The sequence below is a fragment of the Pedobacter boryungensis genome (genome assembly GCF_013204825.1).
Lineage (GTDB): Bacteria > Bacteroidota > Bacteroidia > Sphingobacteriales > Sphingobacteriaceae > Pedobacter > Pedobacter boryungensis.
On the sequence record NZ_JABMKV010000001.1, the window covers coordinates 727096 to 745777 of the forward strand.

Below are 18682 nucleotides of genomic sequence, written 5' to 3' on the forward strand. Positions count from 1 at the left end.
ATCTATTTTTTGAGTGCATTGGCGTGGTATTTGATATTTTTATTTTATAACTAACTAAAATTTAATCCCAATGAAAACGATTTTTAACAAAACATCTGCAATCATATTAACTGTAATTTGTATGATAGCCTTAATGTCATCATGTAAAAAAAATAATGATGATGTAATTGTGGAAGGAACCGCCAATTTAAGAGTGGTAAACTCTGTACAAGGTTCAAGTTCTCAAGATTTTTATCAAAGAGATACTAAATTAACAACATCTGCAGTAGCTTATGGAGAAAGTAGTGGTTATTTAACTGCTCAGTCTGGGGCAAGTTCAGTTTCATTTAGAAATTCAGGCTCAACTACTGCAAATGTTAGTGCTAGTGTAGGCATTAAAGCAAACGCATCTTATACTGTTTTTTATTACACAAATGCTAGTGGTACAGCACAATTAAATGGATTTGAAGATGATAATACTGCACCAGCTTCAGGAAAATCTAAAGTTAGATTTGTGAATGTAGGTTCGGCCTTGGCTAATTCTATTAATGTTGTAGCAGCTGGTGGAGCTTCATTAACTGCAGGCTTAACCTTTGGTTATTCATCACCTTACAGTACCATTGATGCTAATACAGCATTGAATGTTAATATTTTAAGTTCAGCGAATACAACCGTTATTCCTGGCACAACTTTCCAATCGGGAAAAATTTATACCATTTGGTTTGATGCTACAAATACAACAACTGCAAGCTATCATGTGATTGTACAGAATTAAAAAAGCTATAAAAATTTTAAAAAGCATTGTGAACAGCAATGCTTTTTTTATGCCTTAACAATAGTAAATTTTCCTATTTTTGATAAATAAGCCCACTTAATGATCAAAACAGATAATCCATCTTTATATATTAGAACAGTAAATGTTACAAGGTATGTTACGCCTTTACGTGAGGGCGGTTCTATGCCAGCAATTGCAGAAGCTGATGATGGATTTTTATATGTGTTAAAATTTCGTGGTGCCGGACAAGGTTATAAAGCACTAATAGCTGAAATTATAGGCGGAGAAATTGCTCGTAAATTGGGATTAAAAGTTCCTGAATTAGTATTTGCGAAATTGGATGAAGCTTTTGGCAGAACAGAACCTGATGAAGAAATACAAGATTTATTGAAGGCCAGCGTAGGTTTAAATTTAGCATTACATTATTTATCAGGTGCTATTACCTATGATCCAACAGTGGCCAAAATTGATTCTCTATTGGCATCGCAAATCGTATGGTTAGATTGTTTGCTAACAAATATGGATCGTACTGCTCGTAACACGAATATGTTGGTTTGGCATAAAGAATTATGGCTAATTGACCATGGTGCATCCTTGTATTTTCATCATTCGTGGCAAAATTGGGAGGAGCAAGCAAAAAGATCTTTTGTATTGGTAAAAGATCATGTATTGTTATTGCAAGCCAGCCAATTAGAAGAAGTTAACAAAAGCTTTATCTCCATTTTAACACCAGAAATTATAAATAATATATTGAATTTAATACCGGATGAATGGTTAAATGAAGATATATTTCAGAGCAGTCAAGCTCAAAGAGATGCGTATGCTCTATTTTTAAATACTAGAATTGCTCATTCAGATATTTTTGTTAAAGAAGCTCAACATGCGAGAGAAACACTTATTTGAGTATGCAGTAATTCGTGTTGTGCCAAGGGTAGAACGTGAAGAATTCCTCAACGTAGGGGTAATCTTATATTGTGCTGATCAGAAATTTTTGAAATGTATATTTGAGATAGATGAAACTCGTTTATCTGCCTTTGCGTGTAAAATAGAAACGTCTATTATTCTTTCTAATTTAACAGCTATTGAAAAAATATGCATAGGTGGTGCGGAAGCTGGTCCAATAGGACAATTAGATATTGCGTCACGTTTTCGCTGGCTTACAGCTACACGAAGTACTGTAGTACAAGCATCTAAAGTACACCCTGGTTTTTGCGTGAATGCAGAAGAAACTTTGCAAAGGCTACACCAACAATTAGTGCTTTAATTAAATTATCAAACTATGGTTAATTTCTTGTTGCGTTTTAAAAGACGTAATTTGCGCTAAAATTGAAAAAAATGACTGAGGTTAGAACTATTCCTGAATTTAAAGACTTTAAAACATTTTATAAAAAAGCTGTTGAACCATTAAAAAAAGCAAATATTGCTCAAATCAGGTTAGATGGGAAATTAAAAGGTAATACTAGAAATGTTTTTGCTTATTTCTGGTATATGGATAAAAAATGGAAAGTAAATGCTGACACTTATATTGATCGCTTAAAAATTGCTTTTGATGAATTTGCTAAATCTGATGAACCTTTTATTATTAAACCAACTCGAGATTATAAAGGAGAAAGTTTATCTATTAAAGGTCAGCCAATTCGAAACAGTAAATTTTATGTTTATTTAGCAACATAACTTAAAGAATTATTTCTTCTCCTTTTTCTGGTATCGAAACACTATAGCCTTCTTCAGTTAGTGAATTAGCTAAAGCCGACATGCTTTTAATTTCTCCATGAACCAAAAAAACCTTTTTTAAGGTATGTTGATTTTGTTGTTTTACGGTTTCAACTAAATCATTGTGGTCTCCGTGTCCACTTAATAGGTCAGTTTTTTTGATGGCTGCATAAACCATCAGGTCGCGATTTCGTAAACGAATAATAGGATCACCTCTCAATAATCTATCTCCTAATGTTCCTTTTGCACAATATCCTATAAATAAAATGGTGCAATAATAATTTTGAATATTATAATAAAGATGATCTTGTATTCTGCCACCTTCTAACATTCCAGCAGAAGAAATAATGATACAAGGTTCTAAATAATTACTTACAGATAAGCTTTCTTTACGATCATGGACATAGATTAAATTCTCAAACTCAAATTCATCACCTTTGGTTTTATAAAAGTCCTTAGCCTCTTCATTTACCAATTCATGGTGTTTTCGATAAACTTCAGTAGCATAATTTGCCAACGGACTATCTACAAATATTTGAACAGGTGGGAGCAAGCCTTTACTGAAAATTTGATTTAATGTAAATACTAAAGATTGTGTTCTTCCAATACTAAAAGCTGGAATAATTAATCTACCTGGACTTTTAATACAGGTTTCATTAATGGTTTCTATCAATTTTTCTTGTAAAGTGCTATCCGTTGTATGCAATCTACCACCATAAGTAGATTCGCATACTAAATAATCAACTTGTGGTAAAGGCTGTGGATCTATTAATACTGGATAATTTTTCCTGCCTATATCACCAGTAAAGCCTATTTTCTTTGTTATTCCATTTTCTACAATATTTAAAATAATAGCGGCTGCACCCAATAAATGTCCAACCGGAATGAAAGTTAATTCAATAGCACCATTAATTTTAAAAGGTTTATTAAAACCAATTGTAACAAAGCGGCTTACAGTTTCCATTACATGCTTTTGCAGGTATAATGGTTGAGGTCCAGAAAATCCACGTTTACTTCTTAATTTTCTTTTTTGTTTCCCAAGAAATATATTTACCGAATCCAATAAAAGCAATTCGGCTAAATCTGCTGTAGGCGATGTACATAGAATTTGTCCTTCAAATCCCATACATAAAAGCGTAGGTAAATTACCAGAATGATCAATATGGGCGTGAGTTAATATTACCACATCAATCATTGCTGGATCAAATGGAAAATATTGATTTTCTTCTTGATAAGTGCCTTTTTCGTAATCTAGGCCACAATCTATAAGTATGGAGTAATTTTCTGTTTGCAATAAATGCATGCTGCCAGTTACCTGTTGTGCAGCTCCCCAAATAGTTAATTTCATGTAATCGTACTTCTTTTAGCTAGAAGGCAAGATATCATTTTTTAACCCAAAGAATAATATCTTTTGGAGAAATTGTTTAGAAACTCCCGCAGTTTTAGCGAGAGTTGTGTCGATGTTTATTTCTTTTCAGGAGGAGTAGAAACGATTTCTCCAAACTCATTTACATAAGCCATCATACTATCTAAATCGCCACCTGTTGAGTTTTGTTGACGTTCTAACTTGCGTTCTAACTTGTCTTCTTTTTTCTTTTGTCTATTTTTTTCTAATTGTTTTTTCATGAAAGTAGCCTGAGACTTTGCCATATATATTGTATTAATTTAAAACCGACTATTCTCTGAATTTACCTTTTATTGATCTTTTTAACGCGTTTTGTTAAAATGGACTAGATCGCTACGTATATTTTATCCTGCATGACAACGGTTAGTCTGCTAAAGATTGGAATGCTGAACCTTAATGGCTCAGTAGGTATTGTATCGAGAAAAGTATATTGATATTCCGTTATTGCAAATATAGGCATTTTTAACGAAAAACTAAAACGCGAGTAAGTTGTTATGATACTATGTAAATGGAGTTTTTAGAAATTATTTCTTCAGAAATTAAATCTTGGCATCATTTTTACATTATAAGAAACATAATTAACACTAAATTAAATTGAACATGAAAAAGATATTCGCAATAGTTGCATTAGCTACAGTATTAGCTTCATGTAGCAACAAAGCCAAAGAAGAAGCATTGGCAAAACAACAAGCAATGGTAGCTGTTAGAGACAGCTTAAAATTAGATAGCTTTAAACGTGCTGAAGTTGTAAAACAACAACAGTTAATAGAAGAGAAACATCAAGCAGAATTAGCTGCAGCAAGACGTAGTTCTTCATCTACCTATTCATCAAGTGGTTCATCTACAACAACATCAGCTGGTACAACTACAGCAGCAAAGAAAAAAGGCTGGAGTGATGCTGCAAAAGGCACAGCAATTGGTGCTGGAGTGGGTGCATTAGGTGGTATTTTAATTGATAAAAAAGATGGTAGAGGTGCGATTATTGGTGGTTTAGCTGGCGCTGGTGCTGGTTATGCAATTGGTAGGGCTCAAGATAGAAAAAGCGGTAGAGTACAACCTAAAAATTAATATATAAATATAAAGAGTTATTTTAAAAAGGTCCAAACAGTTATAACTGTTTGGACCTTTTTTTTGCCTTTTAACTCGACATTCTGTATAGAAGAAGATGAACAAGCAATAAATTTATCTATTACTGATTTTAACTATTGGCTCAGTTATAATTCGGAGATTAGTCGCAGTTAGTTCGGATACGATTGTCACAAGTCCGACCAAACCCCGACGAAACTCCGACCAAACCCCGAACCAAGATCGTTTCATTAATCATGCTTTTATTAAAGGTAATATTCAGTTGATAAGAATTAATTAATAGTGTTTTGCGATTTAACTTAGTTAATTGGACAGTATTAAAATTGTACATATCATTGTATAATTTATAATATCAATAAAATGTACATTTTTATCATTGCACTTCTATTTATTGTTTTTTTTGCAGTTTATATTTTAAACTTGCCAGTTTTTGGTCGATTACCTAAAGGAGAGCGCCTGAAAAAGATTAGTAATTTGGCTAATTACAAAAATGGAGCAATTGAAAATCAATCTCCAACACCTGCTCTTCCAGAAAATGTATCTTATTTGATGGTTATAAGAGAAATGATAAAAGGAAATGTAAACAGCATCCCAAAACATCCTATACCGTACGAAATCCCAAACTTTGATCGTTCAGAAAAACTAAAACTCACATGGTTTGGGCATTCTTCTTATTTAATTCAAGTTGATGGGTTAAATATATTGGTGGATCCTGTTTTTAGTAAAAGAACGTCGCCATTTCAATTTATAGGAACGAAAAATTTTGGAGGTACAGATTTTCTTGAGCTTGAAGATTTACCGGCTTTAGATATCATTCTCATTACTCACGATCATTACGATCATTTGGATTATAATTCCATTTTAAAACTGAACGATAAAACAACTCAATTTGTGACTTCTTTAGGTGTAGGGGCACATTTAGAACGTTGGGGTATTTCTGCAGAAAAAATTACTGAATTGGCATGGGGAGAGGAAATATCTCCCTTGGCAAATCTCAGTTTCACTGCAGCTCCTGCTAGACACTTTTCTGGAAGAAGATTTAAAAGAAATCAAACTGTTTGGTCTTCATTCATCCTTAAAACAAAAAATAATAATATTTATCTAGGTGGAGATTCTGGTTACGATGAACATTTTAAAAGTATTGGAGAAAAATACGGACCATTTGATTTAGCAATTTTAGAATGTGGACAGTACAATAAAATGTGGCCATTAATTCATATGTTTCCTGAAGAAGTTGCGCAAGCCAGTATTGATTTAAAAGCTAAAAACTTGCTCCCGGTGCATTGGGGTAAATTTAAATTAGCCTTACACGACTGGGATGAGCCTATAAAGAGATTAACAAAAAAAGCTGCAGAACTACATGTTCCAGTTTTAACACCCAAAATAGGAGAGACATTTTCCTTGGAGGGAAATCAAACTACATCACAATGGTGGATAAATTTATAAATTGTTTAAATGAACAATTGGTATTAAATTAGTGTTGTTCTTAAAAGATAAAGCAGAAACCATGAAAACCGATTTTGTAGAAATTTTTCAGACCATCAGAGCATCCTTACAACCATATGCCGCCAACGGATTTACAGCTCATACAAATAGTGATACGGCTTATGAACTTTGGAGTGAAAAAAACGTAGAGATAGATGGGAAAAACAGAGCTGAAGTTTATTTTGCAGGTGTCGAAATCCTTGAAGATTATGTCGCCTTTTATTTTATGTCTGAATATGCTGAGGAAGAGATAAAGGGAATTTCCAATGCAAATTTATTAGAATTATTAGAAGGGAAGTCGTGTTTTCATATCAAAGAGCTGGATGATATTTTGCTAGAACAAATAACCGATATGCTGGCTAAAGGATTTACAATTTATAAGCAAAAAGGGTGGGTTTAAATTCTTTTTGGCAAGAAGATTTTTTCTTAACCGTACAAAATTTTAATCACCAAACACAAATTGCTCAGGTAGATCCATATTTTATTGTTGAGTGCAGTAAAAATATATTTATTCACTTAGTTCCACTTGGCAATAGTTTTAATCCTGAAGAGCTAATCACTTTGCAGAACCATTATCAAAAAGAAAATGTACAATTAATTCAGCTTTGGGAGGATATTTGGATAGCCAAAAGAGCCCAAGTATTAAACCGAATTCACTCGTTTTTAGGTTTTAATAAAAGTTTTCATGGGCGTAAAGCTAAAATTGAAGAAGTAAATCAGAAGCAAACCCTAAATTTTTTAACTGAAAATCATGTACAAGGTTATGTAAAAGCTAAATACAGCTTTGGGTTATTAGCTGATAATGAAATAATTGGTTTAGCTAGTTTTAGTGAGGGAAGGCCAATGAAAAGTAAAGGTGAAAACTATCAATCTGCTGAATTAGTGCGTTTTGCATCTAAAGGGGGTTTAACAATTGTAGGTGGATTGAGTAAACTAATAAAGCATTTCACAAAACAAATTGAGTTAAACGACTTAATGACCTACGCTGATAAAGATTGGTCACTAGGCAAGGGTTACAACAAATTAGGTTTTACTTTAAGTGAAATTACTGGGCCGGCATTTTTATATGTAAACCGTGAAACCTTAATTCGATATTTTCCTCATCGCTTACCAAAAACTATTTTATTAGCTTTCAAAGAACAAAATGATTTAAATTTGGACGATTTTTTAGCATTAAATGGTTTTGTTAAACTTTTTAATACAGGGAATTTAAAATATCACTTACTACTCTAAAAATGTCTGAAGACTTGCTGATTATTTTAGGCCCAACGGCATCAGGTAAAACTAAATTAGCTGTGACATTAGCCCATGAATTAAATGGAGAAATCATCAGTGCAGATAGTCGCCAGGTATTCAAAGATATGGATATTGGTACTGGAAAAGATTTGAATGAGTATCGAATAAATGGAAAAAATATTCCATATCATTTAATAAACATACAAAATGCAGGAACTAAATATCATGTAAATGCTTTTAAAGAAGATTTTTATGCAGCGTTTAATGATATATCACAAAGAAAAAAATTGCCAATTCTTTGTGGAGGAACTGGAATGTATATACACAGCATTTTACAAAACCACGAATTAACAACCATTCCTGTAAATCAGAATTTAAGAAATGAAATTCAAGATTTTACTAAGGAACAATTACAAGATAGATTAAATTCTTATTCGGAAACATTAAGATTACATGCAGATTATTCGTCTGCAAAACGCTTAATAAGGGCAATTGAAATTGCCGACTACCTTACACATAATGAATTAGTTGAAATTGCTAGACCCACAATTAACCCAGTAATTATTGGTTTACAAAGTGAGGTTGAGACAAGACGTGAAAGAATTATTGACCGGTTAAATAAAAGATTAAATTTTGGATTAATAGAAGAAGTTGAAGCCTTATTGAAAAGTGGAATTAGTAAAGAAATGTTAATTTTTTATGGATTAGAATATAAATTCATTGCATCTTATTTAGCTGATGAAATTGATTTTATTACACTTAAAGAAAGATTAGGGATAGCAATTTGCCAATTTGCTAAGCGACAAATGACGTTTTTTAGAAAAATGGAGAAAGATGGTGTTAAAATAAAATGGTTAAATGCTGATGAAAATTTAGTTCAGTTAAAAAAAAGCGCAATTGGTTATATAGAACAAAAAATTGATTTAAAATAATTGCATATTCGTCCATAAATAAATAGAGTTTTAAGAACTCAAAGTCAATAAGGATATTAACGCGGATGAACAATAAATTACGGCCAATTATTAAATGGACAGGTGGAAAGTATATTGAATTTGCTTTGTTTGCCGATTATATTCCCGAGTTTGATAGATATATTGAACCTTTTTTTGGTGGCGGAGGTGTTTTTTTTGCATTGCAGCCTAAAGTAGAATCATTTATAAATGATAAAAGTGCTGACCTGATTAATTTTTATAAACAAATTGGCCATAAGGAATTTAAAACAGAGCTTTTTAATTATGTAAGGGCTTGGGATGAGCTAGGCGATCTTACTAATAAAATGTGGGAAAGATGTTGTGTGCTTTTTGCTTTTTATATAGAGGGTACTGCACCAGCTGCTCAATTAGAGGGTTTTTTAGCTGAACGACTAACAGATGCATTAAAAAAAGATTTTGTGCTTAATAATCAAGATTTTGTTGTTGACAGTGATTTATTTAAGAAAACAATATTAGCCAGCATAGCCGATAAAGCAAGACGTATAAAAAGAATTTGTGAAAAAGAAGGACGGAATTTTAATGACGAAGAGCTTCAATCTCATTTTGAAACAGGAGTTAGGAGTGGGGCATATCTTTTTTTTAGAGCGCTTTTAAATAAACAATACAATCAAACTTTAAAACTTAAACCTGCAAAAGCAGCAGCCAATTGGTATTTTATAAGAGAGTTTTGTTATGGATCTATGTTTAGATTTAATTCTAAAGGCGAATTTAACATCCCATATGGAGGTATTGCTTATAATAGAAAAAACTTCCGCCAAAAGGCAGAAAATATATTTAATTCAGATGTTACCGCGTTATTTAAGAATACTTCAATATTTAATCTTGATTTCGAAGCATTTTTAAATCAGTTAGAATTAAAATCTACAGATTTTATTTTTTTAGATCCACCATATGATAGTGAATTTTCAGAATATGATCAAAGTGCCTTTACTCAAAATGATCAGCAACGCTTAGCGACATTTTTAATTCTAAGTCCAGCAAAATGGATGGTCGTGATTAAGGAAACAGAATTTATCAGAAGAATTTATACTCATCCTAAAGTTAAAATTCTAACTTTTGATAAGAGCTATACCTACAACGTACGTGGTAGAAATAATAGAGAAGTAAAACATTTGATCATTACCAATTATTAATTGACAGTTTTAAACTACTATTAAAGATGCTAATTCCACTTATCATCAATTAATAATATTAAGCTCGTTATAAAAGTAATAGACATTTTATATATAAAGTGGAACAGTTCGATGTAGTGTATGCTGAACACAAAGGGTAGTTGTTAATTATCATTTTAGCCTAAATAAACTTAAAATGTGGCAAAATAAACTCTTTGTATTTTTTAGTTAACTATATGATTTTTAAGCATATCATTTTATCAAAATGTTAATATGTTATTAAATAATAGTTTTTCTTCTTTGGTGTATGGCATACAATTTGTTTAAATTAGAGTAATTAGGCAATAAAGCCTAATCACAAATTAAACTTACTAAAGTATTTTTAAAATGAAAAACTCTACAAAACTCTTAGCTTCTGCAGTAGCTGCAGTAGCTTTATTTTTCTCAGTTAATGCAAATGCACAATCAGCACCTAAATTTGGAATTGGATTAAATGTTGGTGCAGGAACAAGTACTGGTCAAAGCCTAGCCATCGGTGGAGATTTGCGTTATCAATTTGATATTGATAAACAGTTATCAGTACCAGTTACAGCAGGTTATACTAGCATTCAATACAAAGAAGCTTATGGTGATATTAGCTATAGCTATATCCCAGTTAAAGCTGGTCTTAAAATCTTTTTTAGCAATACAGGAGCTGGAGCATATGGTTTAGCTGAAGCTGGTGCAGCATTCGGTGTTGGAGATGTAAGTGGAACAAACTTCGTATATTCTCCTGCAATTGGTTATGCATGGAGTAATGGTTTAGACTTAGCAGCTAAATATGAAGGAATTACAGCAAACGGTGGTAATACTGGTTATGTTGGCTTACGTTTAGCTTACGGTTTTAAATTATAATTAAAATATAATTTTATTTGTAAAGCCCTTGGTAATTTATCAAGGGCTTTTTTTATGAGTTAGATTCTAAAATAATAAAGTTTTTGAAATCCAAGATCAGATTTGATACGTAAATAATTACAAATAAAATCAACTCTTAACTTAAGTATCAAAGACTATGAAAACAATTACCAAACTTTTTACGATGGCTACAGTCGTATGTACAACTTTACTAAGTGTTAATGCCAAAGCGCAAACAATGAATATGTCTAATGGAATGGCTTTTAAAATTGGCGTAGGTGTAAGTGGAGGCGTTACAACAGAGAATTCTCCATTTAGTTATGGTTTAGGAGCTGATGTTAGATTGCAATATGATTTATCAAAAAGTGTGTCGCTAACAGCTTCTGGTGGTTATACTAGGTTATTTGCAAAAGATAATATTCCTGCACTTGCTGATTATGATTTCATTCCCGCTATAGGCGGTGTTAAAGTATTTCCAATTGAAAGAATGTACTTAATGGCTGAGGTTGGAGCAGGTTTTGGTATACAAGATGGTTCTAAAACTTCATTTATTTTTGGTGGAGGTCTTGGTTATGAATGGAACAGCGGTTTCGATTTGGGTGTAAAATATCAAGGTTACCAACAAGATGGAACTTCTACAACTTACCAACCTGTAAATGGCCAATTTGCTCTACGTTTAGGATATAATTTTTAATTATAATTAAAATCTAATTTTATTAAAAGCCTTCGAATTTTCGAGGGCTTTTTTTGTTATTTTAAAATTATAAATGCTATTTTGAGCAAAAAACAAAATCTATCAAATTATCTGGTTAATTATTAAAAATTAGCAGATAAAAGAACTAAGCACAAATGAAAACAAAACAATATTTTGGAGTTATAGCATTATCGATTGTAATGGCCTGTAATACTGCGAATAAATCTAAAGAAACTAAAGATAGTACTGAACATAAAACTGAAGTGGCTGCAACAACAACGATTAGCTTTAAAGATGCAAAACTACAAAGCATTTACAGTAGTTATATTTTATTAAAAAATGCATTAGTTGCTTCTAAAACTACAGATGCACAAAATGCTTCAAAAGCGTTAGCAGCAGAACTTGTTACCTATAGTGGTTGCGAAAACACAGCAGTTACAGCACATAAAATTGAAGCTGCTAAAGATATTGTAACACAACGTAAAGAATTTACAGCATTAAGTTCTGATGTAATTGCATTATTTAAACATGCAGAACTAAATTCAGGGACTATATTTATTCAACATTGTCCAATGGCTAATAAAGGAGATGGTGGTGATTGGTTAGCTTCAGAGAAAAAAATTCAAAATCCATATTATGGAAGTGAGATGATGGAATGTGGAGCTGTTATTGAGGAAATTAAAGCGAAATAATTTTTTTCTATAAAGATTGATGTGTTTTTTGCCAAAAATTAACATCAATTTAACAGCATTGTTAGGTTAAAAAGTCAGATTTTAAAAACAGATTAACTATTTTTGTTATTATATAAACTATAAAATATATGTCAGATATTGCAGAAATTAAGATAGGCGGTAAAACGTATGAGTTTCCAGTTATTACAGGAACAGAAGGTGAGAAAGCCATCGATATTTCAAAATTAAGAGATCTTACAGGTCATATTACACTAGATTTAGGTTATAAAAACACAGGATCTACAAAAAGTGCTATAACTTTTTTAGATGGAGAACTAGGTATTTTAAAGTATCGCGGCTATCCAATTGAACAATTGGCAGAAAAATCAACTTTTTTAGAAGTTGCTTATTTATTAATATATGGTGTATTGCCAAAAGAAGAGGAGTTAGCGAAATTCCAAAATGAAATTAGTAGACATACGCTAATTCATGAGGATATGAAGAAATTTTTAGATGGGTATCCTTCTAAATCTCATCCAATGGCACAATTAGCTTCATTGGTTTGTTCATTGTCTACTTTTTACCCAGAATCATTAAATGCAAATTCTTCAAAAGAAGAAATGAATTTAACAATGATCAAATTGTTAGCTAAATTTCCAACAATTGTATCATTCATTTATAAAAAGTCTCTAGGACATCCACTTATCTATCCAAAAAACAAATATGATTATGTGACCAATTTCATGAATATGATTTTTGGGCAACGTACGGAAGAGATAGAAATAGACCCAGTTGTAGTAAGTGCAATGAATACTTTGTTAATTCTACATGCAGATCATGAACAAAACTGTTCAGCATCTACCGTAAGAATGGTTGGTTCATCAGATTGTAATTTATATGCTTCAGTTTCTGCTGGTATTTCTGCACTGTGGGGACCACTTCATGGTGGTGCCAACCAAGCTGTAATTGAAATGTTAGAGCTAATTAAAGAAGATGGTGGCGATACTGAAAAATGGATTAACAAAGCAAAAGATAAAAACGACCCATTCCGTATGATGGGATTTGGTCACCGTGTGTATAAAAACTTTGACCCAAGAGCTAAAATTATTAAAAAGGCTTGCGATGATATTTTAGAAAAATTAGGTATTAATGATCCAGTATTAGAAATTGCTAAAAAACTAGAAGAAGCAGCGCTAAGCGATCCTTACTTTATCGATCGTAAATTATATCCAAATGTAGATTTCTATTCAGGTATTATCTATAGAGCGTTAGGTTTTCCGACCGATATGTTTACCGTTTTATTTGCATTGGGTCGCCTACCAGGATGGATTGCACAATGGAAAGAAATGCATGAGAACAATGAACCAATAGGTCGTCCTCGTCAAGTATATGTAGGAGATGTAAACATGGACTTTGTAGAAATTGATAAAAGATAAAAAAAATATATTTCAATAAAAAAAGCCGATGCTATTTTAGTATCGGCTTTTTTTATTGCTCAAACTTTTAAATCATTACAAAGCTAAATGCAATAATGATTAAGAAACAAATTGTAAATACAAAAGTATAGGCAAAACTTAAGAAAAACATTTTAAGTACTGTAATCCATCTTGTACTGCCATAAAATGTTCTAAGTGAGCGATAGATATACCATATAATGTAAATCGTACAGAAAGAACCCAGCCATCCACTAATATCATAAACAAAACCAAATAACCATTTTAAAAGTAGGGATACTAGTACACTTAAAAATATGGCTGAATGCAAATGGAATGAATATATGAGATGTTCGTAATAATACTTGTTCTTATTGATATAAACCAATTTGAGAATAAGTGCAAACAAGGGTAACAACAAGAACATCATTTTTGGGATGTTATGCAGTAAATCTTCTTTAAATTTTTCGCCTGGATTCGGGTATTTATTGAGCTCAATACTTCTTTTGCTAATGTAATGCTTAATAAAGCCATCTCTTTTCTCTTTTGGTAAAGCTGATTGATGTTTTTCGTAATCGGCAACGGTAGTATCTTTTATTTTCCAATTTCCTCCCCAATTCTTCTTCTTTTTCTTTCCACTAAATAAATTAATATCTGTATCAGTATTACTACTATCTTTTTTAATGTCTTCTTTTGCTGCTTTTATAATGCTATCTCTTACTGTACTTTTCAATGGTACATACTTCATTGCTTCTTCTATACCTTTAATTTTCTCGGCTTGCAAGCTATCTTGTTGTTTTTGAGAAAGAACTTTACTTGTTTTGTGTTCTTTTTCTACCTCTTTTTCAGCTTTATTACCACTAAGAATAACCAAGAAAAAAACAATACTTATAAAAATGTATAAGCGGATAGGATGAATTGAAGACATTCTTTTACCTGCAACATACTCTTTAGTTAGTTTACCTGGTTTTAATAATAACGGGCCAATTGTGCCAAAAAATTTGTGCTCAAAATGAAAATAATCAGCAACCGCATGAGTTACCATATGAAAGGCATCTTCTTTGGTAACTATATTTTCTTGTCCACAATGGGTACAAAAATTTTCTTCTACTATTCGCCCACAATTAAGGCAATCTTTTTCTTTTCTATGTTTGACTGATGACATTTTGCCTAAAAAGGAAGTTAGTGACTAATTGCTTCGATTGCTTTTTCTTCTGCTTTTGTATGTTTATGTTTAAAGAATAACATAAAAAGAACTGCTATAATTAACGCATAGATAGAGAACGTTAACCAAATATCTCCCCAGTTCTTAAATCCATTAGAAAAAGTAAAATATTTACCTATTAAGTATCCGCTTAAAGAGCTGCCTAACATTGCACCAAAACCATTGGTCATCATCATGAATAAACCTTGCGCTGAAGACCTGATTTTAGAATCGGTAGAGGTTTCAATATATAAAGATCCCGATATGTTAAAAAAGTCGAAGGCCATTCCGTAAATGATATTAGATAATACAATGCTTGCTAAGCCAATTCCTGCAGGTGCACCGATAGAGAATAGACCAAATCTTAAAACCCAAGCAAACATGCTAATCAGCATTACGTTCTTAATACCAAATCTTTTCAAAAAGAAAGGTATTGCTAAAATAAATAAGGTTTCAGAGATTTGAGAAATTGAAATTATAATTGTTGAATATTTAACCACTATTGAATCAGCTTGACCCGCAACATTCTGAAAATCTTTCAAAAATGTATCACCATACATATTAGTAAGCTGTAATGCTGCACCAAGCATCATTGAAAAGATAAAAAACAATGCAATATTTCTATTAGCAAACAGTTTAAATGCATCTAATCCTAAACGTTTACCAAGAGAAGAACCGGCTTCAACTGTTTTCTGTGGAGGGCAATCTGGTAAGAAAAAAGAATATATTCCTAAACAAATTGCTCCAATTGAAGCAAAATAAAACTGATTTGCATTCAAAATATTTCCTGTAAAACCTGCAATAGTTTCTCCCAAATGCTTTCCAAATGCCCAAGGGGATAATTCATCGCTAAAGAGATTGGTAAACCACATCGCTACAATAAAACCTACAGTTCCCCATACACGAATTGGTGGGAAAACCTTAATTACATCATATTTGTTATTTTTTAAAATAGTATATGACAATGAATTAGAAAGAGATAAAGTGGGCATGTAAAAGCACATTCCTACCAACAAAACCCAGAAAAAACTTGTTGGATCATTTGTTTTTGCTAGAAAAAATAAAACTACACCGTAAGATATATGTAGCATCCCATATAATTTCTGCAAACTAATCCATTTATCAGCTATTACACCCATAAGGGCTGGCATAAAAATAGAAGCAATTCCTAAAGTGGTAAAAACAGCTCCGAATTCTGCTCCAGACCAATGTTTTATTCCAAAACCATAACTTCCTAAAGTAGTTAACCAAGCGCCCCACACAAAAAACTGCATAAAACTAACTATAGTTAAGCGTAACTTAATATTCATAAAATGTTTATTTGTTTAGTTTAAAAGTAGTTGTAAGTTATAATTATTTTAAAACAATATCGATATGGATAATAAAATTGTGGACAAATACATTGTTAATAATTGATTTACAATATAAAAGTCTGTGTATTAAAAAATTTTAAAATTGTTTAGGTAGAATTTCTTTTATTGAGTTCATCTCTAATACGAGCTGCTTTTTCATATGCTTCTTCAGCCAATGCTTCTTCTAACTTTTGCTGTAACTCTTCATCAGATAAAGATTGATACCCAGAAACTGGGATGGAGGTTTGCATATCTTCAGAACTATGTTCTTTTGCAATGGAATCAATGTTTTCTAAGAATAGGAAATCATTTCCTTCAATTACAATTCCGGCAGAAGATAAAATAAATTCGTAGGTATAAATTGTTGCATTAAATCTAACAGCTAAAGCAATGGCATCAGAAGTGCGAGCATCAATTTCTTGTGTAGTTTTACCATCGGTACAAATTAGTTTGGCAAAGAAGACGCCATCAACTAAGTTGTAAATAATGATTTCTATAATTTCAATATTGTAGGTTTGCGCAAATGTTTTAAAAAGGTCATGCGTTAAAGGACGAGTAGGGGTCATCTTTTCAATTTCTATCGCAATAGCTTGAGCTTCAAATGCTCCAATAATAATTGGTAAGCGTCTGCGGCCATTTACTTCGCCTAAAACAAGCGCATAAGCTCCAGATTGAGTTTGGCTATAAGATAAACCTACTATATCAAGTTTTACTTTTTTCATAGTTTGATAAGCCTATAAGGTTAAACCTTATAGGCATAATAGTGTTTTGTAAAACTATCCTTTATGTGCTTTTAAAGCGGCAATAATTTTTGGAACAATTTCAAAGGCATCGCCAACAATACCATAATCTGCAACTTTAAAGAAAGGAGCCTCAGGATCTTTATTTATAACTACGATTACTTTTGAAGAACTTACGCCAGCCAAATGCTGAATGGCACCAGAAATACCAATAGCTATATATAAGTTAGGGCTAATTGCAATTCCTGTTTGACCAACGTGTTCTGAATGTGGTCTCCAATCTGCATCAGAAACTGGTTTTGAACATGCAGTAGCTGCACCTAAAAGATCAGCTAATTCTTCAATCATTCCCCAGTTTTCTGGTCCTTTTAAACCTCTACCGGCAGAAACTACTAATTCGGCATCTGGTAAAGAGATTTTATTTGTTGCTCTTACAATTTCCTTAACAATTGCGGTTAAATCTGTTGATTTAATTTCTGGAGTAAAATTCTCAATTGTTGCTTCAGCAGAGTTTTCTTTTACGCCAAAAGCATTCGGGTTTAAAGCGATTACTTTGTTATCAGAGGTTAAAGTAGTAATAGCAAAAGCTTTACCAGAGAAAGCAGTTTTTTTAACAGCAAATCCACCATCAAAATTTGGTAATTCTACAGCTCCATCTACTAAACCCGCTTTAAGTTTTACTGCAATACGTGGTGCTAATCCTTTTCCAGAGAAAGAGTTTGATAATACAACTAAGTTTGCATCTTCTTTTTTTGCTGCCTCAGCAATTACAGAAGCATAAGCTTGATTTACAAAGTTTTTTAATTGATCAGCTGCAACATTTAATACTTTAGATGCGCCATATTTACCTAATTCTTTCAATTCAGTTTCGGAAACATTACCGATAGAAATCGCGGTTAGGTTTGTATTTTGATTATCGGCGATGGCTTTTGCATAAGAAACTGCTTCAAAAACAGATTTCTTAAATTTTCCATCGGCTTGTTCTACATATACTAATACTGACATATATTTTATTTCTAATCCCTTATGGGAAGATTTCAATTTTAATTATTTGATAAACTTTTATCTGAAGACTAGATAACTTTTGCTTCGGTATGTAATAAAGTGATTAATTCTTCTGCATTTTCTGCTGGTACTAATTTAACAGCGCCACGTGGAGCAGGAGTTTCAAATTTTGTTACCTTACCTAATTCTTCAATAGCCACAGCTTCTACTACTGTTAAAGGTTTTGTTCTAGCAGACATAATGCCTCTCATGTTAGGAATTTTTGCTTCTGCTGTACCTTCTGCGCAACTAGCTACAAATTTACCAGTTACAGAAACAACTTCTTTACCACCTTCAATTTCTCTTTCAACAGTTGCTGTTGTACCATCAAAATCTAATTTTTTAATAATAGAAATAGATGGAATATCTAAAAACTCACCAATCATTGCAGCAACCTGAGAACCATTGTAATCAATTGATTCTCTTCCACATAAAATCATATTAAAATCGTTTGCTTTTGCATATTCTGCAATCTGAAAAGCTGTAAAATAAGCATCTCTTGGTGCGGCATTTACTCTAACTGCATCATCAGCGCCAATAGCCAATGCTTTTCTAATGGTTGGTTCAGTAGCGCTTTCGCCTACATTAATAACCGTAACAGTTCCTTTTCCTCCTTCACATAACTCTATAGCCCTAGATAAAGCGATCTCATCATATGGGTTTACAATAAATTGCACACCTGCAGTATTGAATTGTGTATTATCGTTAGTAAAAGTTATTTTTGTAGTTGTGTCGGGCACATTACTGATACAAACTAATATTTTCATACGTTACATTTGTTTTTAAAGGTAATGAACCTATAATTGCTAATATTTAAGTTATTAACTAACCATAGTTTCTTTAAATTGTCTTTGTGCAAATCTAATT

At 32.1% G+C, this 18682-nt stretch carries 21 protein-coding genes; 14 read left to right on the forward strand and 7 right to left on the reverse strand.

Features of this window, described 5'->3' with window-relative positions; all coding sequences use genetic code 11:
• Positions 1 to 70 precede the first annotated feature (70 nt).
• From HQN85_RS03160 to HQN85_RS03175, 4 genes are all read left to right on the forward strand, one after another.
• On the forward strand, positions 71 to 754 hold the full coding sequence (locus tag HQN85_RS03160) for a DUF4397 domain-containing protein (protein ID WP_173268893.1): 684 nt from the start codon (positions 71 to 73) through the stop codon (positions 752 to 754).
• Positions 755 to 853: 99 nt separating this feature from the next.
• Positions 854 to 1657, forward strand: coding sequence for a HipA family kinase (locus HQN85_RS03165; RefSeq protein WP_173268894.1), 804 nt, complete (start codon positions 854 to 856; stop codon positions 1655 to 1657).
• Complete coding sequence (locus tag HQN85_RS03170) at positions 1635 to 2018, forward strand: DUF3037 domain-containing protein (protein WP_173268895.1); 384 nt, start codon at positions 1635 to 1637, stop codon at positions 2016 to 2018. The genes HQN85_RS03165 and HQN85_RS03170 overlap by 23 nt, the downstream gene beginning before the upstream one ends.
• A 71-nt stretch (positions 2019 to 2089) precedes the next feature.
• On the forward strand, positions 2090 to 2428 hold the full coding sequence (locus tag HQN85_RS03175; protein WP_173268896.1) for a hypothetical protein: 339 nt from the start codon (positions 2090 to 2092) through the stop codon (positions 2426 to 2428).
• Position 2429: 1 nt separating this feature from the next.
• Here HQN85_RS03175 and HQN85_RS03180 read toward each other — a convergent pair whose 3' ends face one another.
• Together HQN85_RS03180 and HQN85_RS03185 are read right to left on the reverse strand one after the other, a co-directional pair.
• The gene (locus tag HQN85_RS03180; RefSeq protein ID WP_173268897.1) at positions 2430 to 3815 is read right to left on the reverse strand and encodes an MBL fold metallo-hydrolase RNA specificity domain-containing protein; all 1386 of its coding nucleotides are present in this window, start codon (positions 3813 to 3815) and stop codon (positions 2430 to 2432) included.
• 116 nt (positions 3816 to 3931) lie between these two features.
• A complete protein-coding gene (locus HQN85_RS03185; protein WP_173268898.1) occupies positions 3932 to 4117 on the reverse strand; it encodes a hypothetical protein in 186 nt (61 codons plus the stop codon).
• Positions 4118 to 4472: 355 nt separating this feature from the next.
• Between HQN85_RS03185 and HQN85_RS03190 the strand changes: the two genes are divergently transcribed.
• From HQN85_RS03190 to HQN85_RS03235, 10 genes are all read left to right on the forward strand, one after another.
• On the forward strand, positions 4473 to 4940 hold the full coding sequence (locus HQN85_RS03190) for a YMGG-like glycine zipper-containing protein (RefSeq protein ID WP_173268899.1): 468 nt from the start codon (positions 4473 to 4475) through the stop codon (positions 4938 to 4940).
• Positions 4941 to 5318: 378 nt separating this feature from the next.
• Positions 5319 to 6404, forward strand: coding sequence for an MBL fold metallo-hydrolase (locus HQN85_RS03195; protein WP_173268900.1), 1086 nt, complete (start codon positions 5319 to 5321; stop codon positions 6402 to 6404).
• A 61-nt stretch (positions 6405 to 6465) separates the two neighbouring features.
• Positions 6466 to 6843 carry a DUF1801 domain-containing protein gene (locus tag HQN85_RS03200; RefSeq protein ID WP_173268901.1) on the forward strand — a complete coding sequence of 126 codons (378 nt, stop codon included), beginning with the start codon at positions 6466 to 6468 and terminating at the stop codon, positions 6841 to 6843.
• Positions 6834 to 7676: a hypothetical protein gene (locus HQN85_RS03205; protein WP_173268902.1), complete on the forward strand. Its 843-nt coding sequence runs from the start codon at positions 6834 to 6836 to the stop codon at positions 7674 to 7676. Before HQN85_RS03200 ends, HQN85_RS03205 begins: the two co-directional genes overlap by 10 nt.
• A 2-nt stretch (positions 7677 to 7678) precedes the next feature.
• Positions 7679 to 8611 carry a tRNA (adenosine(37)-N6)-dimethylallyltransferase MiaA gene (miaA, locus tag HQN85_RS03210; RefSeq protein ID WP_173268903.1) on the forward strand — a complete coding sequence of 311 codons (933 nt, stop codon included), beginning with the start codon at positions 7679 to 7681 and terminating at the stop codon, positions 8609 to 8611.
• 65 nt (positions 8612 to 8676) lie between these two features.
• Positions 8677 to 9804 carry a DNA adenine methylase gene (locus HQN85_RS03215; protein ID WP_173268904.1) on the forward strand — a complete coding sequence of 376 codons (1128 nt, stop codon included), beginning with the start codon at positions 8677 to 8679 and terminating at the stop codon, positions 9802 to 9804.
• 366 nt (positions 9805 to 10170) lie between these two features.
• A complete protein-coding gene (locus HQN85_RS03220) occupies positions 10171 to 10677 on the forward strand; it encodes an outer membrane beta-barrel protein (RefSeq protein WP_173268905.1) in 507 nt (168 codons plus the stop codon).
• 157 nt (positions 10678 to 10834) lie between these two features.
• On the forward strand, positions 10835 to 11371 hold the full coding sequence (locus HQN85_RS03225) for an outer membrane beta-barrel protein (RefSeq protein ID WP_173268906.1): 537 nt from the start codon (positions 10835 to 10837) through the stop codon (positions 11369 to 11371).
• Between the two features lie 155 nt (positions 11372 to 11526).
• Positions 11527 to 12063, forward strand: a complete 537-nt coding sequence (locus HQN85_RS03230) for a DUF3347 domain-containing protein (RefSeq protein ID WP_246249598.1) — start codon at positions 11527 to 11529, stop codon at positions 12061 to 12063.
• A 128-nt stretch (positions 12064 to 12191) separates the two neighbouring features.
• Positions 12192 to 13478 carry a citrate synthase gene (locus tag HQN85_RS03235; protein ID WP_173268907.1) on the forward strand — a complete coding sequence of 429 codons (1287 nt, stop codon included), beginning with the start codon at positions 12192 to 12194 and terminating at the stop codon, positions 13476 to 13478.
• 67 nt (positions 13479 to 13545) lie between these two features.
• Here HQN85_RS03235 and HQN85_RS03240 read toward each other — a convergent pair whose 3' ends face one another.
• The 5 genes from HQN85_RS03240 to HQN85_RS03260 all read right to left on the reverse strand — a co-directional run bounded on the left by HQN85_RS03240 (position 13546) and on the right by HQN85_RS03260 (position 18582).
• Positions 13546 to 14640, reverse strand: a complete 1095-nt coding sequence (locus HQN85_RS03240) for a DUF3667 domain-containing protein (protein WP_173268908.1) — start codon at positions 14638 to 14640, stop codon at positions 13546 to 13548.
• A 17-nt stretch (positions 14641 to 14657) separates the two neighbouring features.
• The gene (locus HQN85_RS03245; protein ID WP_173268909.1) at positions 14658 to 15989 is read right to left on the reverse strand and encodes a nucleoside permease; all 1332 of its coding nucleotides are present in this window, start codon (positions 15987 to 15989) and stop codon (positions 14658 to 14660) included.
• 149 nt (positions 15990 to 16138) lie between these two features.
• Positions 16139 to 16753: a bifunctional nuclease family protein gene (locus HQN85_RS03250; protein WP_173268910.1), complete on the reverse strand. Its 615-nt coding sequence runs from the start codon at positions 16751 to 16753 to the stop codon at positions 16139 to 16141.
• A 54-nt stretch (positions 16754 to 16807) separates the two neighbouring features.
• Positions 16808 to 17776 carry an electron transfer flavoprotein subunit alpha/FixB family protein gene (locus HQN85_RS03255; protein WP_173268911.1) on the reverse strand — a complete coding sequence of 323 codons (969 nt, stop codon included), beginning with the start codon at positions 17774 to 17776 and terminating at the stop codon, positions 16808 to 16810.
• A gap of 68 nt (positions 17777 to 17844) precedes the next feature.
• Positions 17845 to 18582, reverse strand: coding sequence for an electron transfer flavoprotein subunit beta/FixA family protein (locus tag HQN85_RS03260; RefSeq protein WP_173268912.1), 738 nt, complete (start codon positions 18580 to 18582; stop codon positions 17845 to 17847).
• Between the last annotated feature and the right edge of the window lie 100 nt (positions 18583 to 18682).

Coding starts and splice junctions, on each gene's coding strand:
- HQN85_RS03250 (WP_173268910.1), bottom strand. CDS start 16,753: ATGAAAAAAGTAAAACTTGATATAGTAGGTTTATCTTATAGCCAAACT.
- HQN85_RS03220 (WP_173268905.1), top strand. CDS start 10,171: ATGAAAAACTCTACAAAACTCTTAGCTTCTGCAGTAGCTGCAGTAGCT.
- HQN85_RS03185 (WP_173268898.1), bottom strand. CDS start 4,117: ATGGCAAAGTCTCAGGCTACTTTCATGAAAAAACAATTAGAAAAAAAT.
- HQN85_RS03235 (WP_173268907.1), top strand. CDS start 12,192: ATGTCAGATATTGCAGAAATTAAGATAGGCGGTAAAACGTATGAGTTT.
- HQN85_RS03165 (WP_173268894.1), top strand. CDS start 854: ATGATCAAAACAGATAATCCATCTTTATATATTAGAACAGTAAATGTT.
- HQN85_RS03245 (WP_173268909.1), bottom strand. CDS start 15,989: ATGAATATTAAGTTACGCTTAACTATAGTTAGTTTTATGCAGTTTTTT.
- HQN85_RS03195 (WP_173268900.1), top strand. CDS start 5,319: ATGTACATTTTTATCATTGCACTTCTATTTATTGTTTTTTTTGCAGTT.
- HQN85_RS03225 (WP_173268906.1), top strand. CDS start 10,835: ATGAAAACAATTACCAAACTTTTTACGATGGCTACAGTCGTATGTACA.
- HQN85_RS03255 (WP_173268911.1), bottom strand. CDS start 17,776: ATGTCAGTATTAGTATATGTAGAACAAGCCGATGGAAAATTTAAGAAA.
- HQN85_RS03230 (WP_246249598.1), top strand. CDS start 11,527: ATGAAAACAAAACAATATTTTGGAGTTATAGCATTATCGATTGTAATG.
- miaA (WP_173268903.1), top strand. CDS start 7,679: ATGTCTGAAGACTTGCTGATTATTTTAGGCCCAACGGCATCAGGTAAA.
- HQN85_RS03200 (WP_173268901.1), top strand. CDS start 6,466: ATGAAAACCGATTTTGTAGAAATTTTTCAGACCATCAGAGCATCCTTA.
- HQN85_RS03170 (WP_173268895.1), top strand. CDS start 1,635: ATGCGAGAGAAACACTTATTTGAGTATGCAGTAATTCGTGTTGTGCCA.
- HQN85_RS03260 (WP_173268912.1), bottom strand. CDS start 18,582: ATGAAAATATTAGTTTGTATCAGTAATGTGCCCGACACAACTACAAAA.
- HQN85_RS03240 (WP_173268908.1), bottom strand. CDS start 14,640: ATGTCATCAGTCAAACATAGAAAAGAAAAAGATTGCCTTAATTGTGGG.
- HQN85_RS03160 (WP_173268893.1), top strand. CDS start 71: ATGAAAACGATTTTTAACAAAACATCTGCAATCATATTAACTGTAATT.
- HQN85_RS03215 (WP_173268904.1), top strand. CDS start 8,677: ATGAACAATAAATTACGGCCAATTATTAAATGGACAGGTGGAAAGTAT.
- HQN85_RS03180 (WP_173268897.1), bottom strand. CDS start 3,815: ATGAAATTAACTATTTGGGGAGCTGCACAACAGGTAACTGGCAGCATG.
- HQN85_RS03175 (WP_173268896.1), top strand. CDS start 2,090: ATGACTGAGGTTAGAACTATTCCTGAATTTAAAGACTTTAAAACATTT.
- HQN85_RS03190 (WP_173268899.1), top strand. CDS start 4,473: ATGAAAAAGATATTCGCAATAGTTGCATTAGCTACAGTATTAGCTTCA.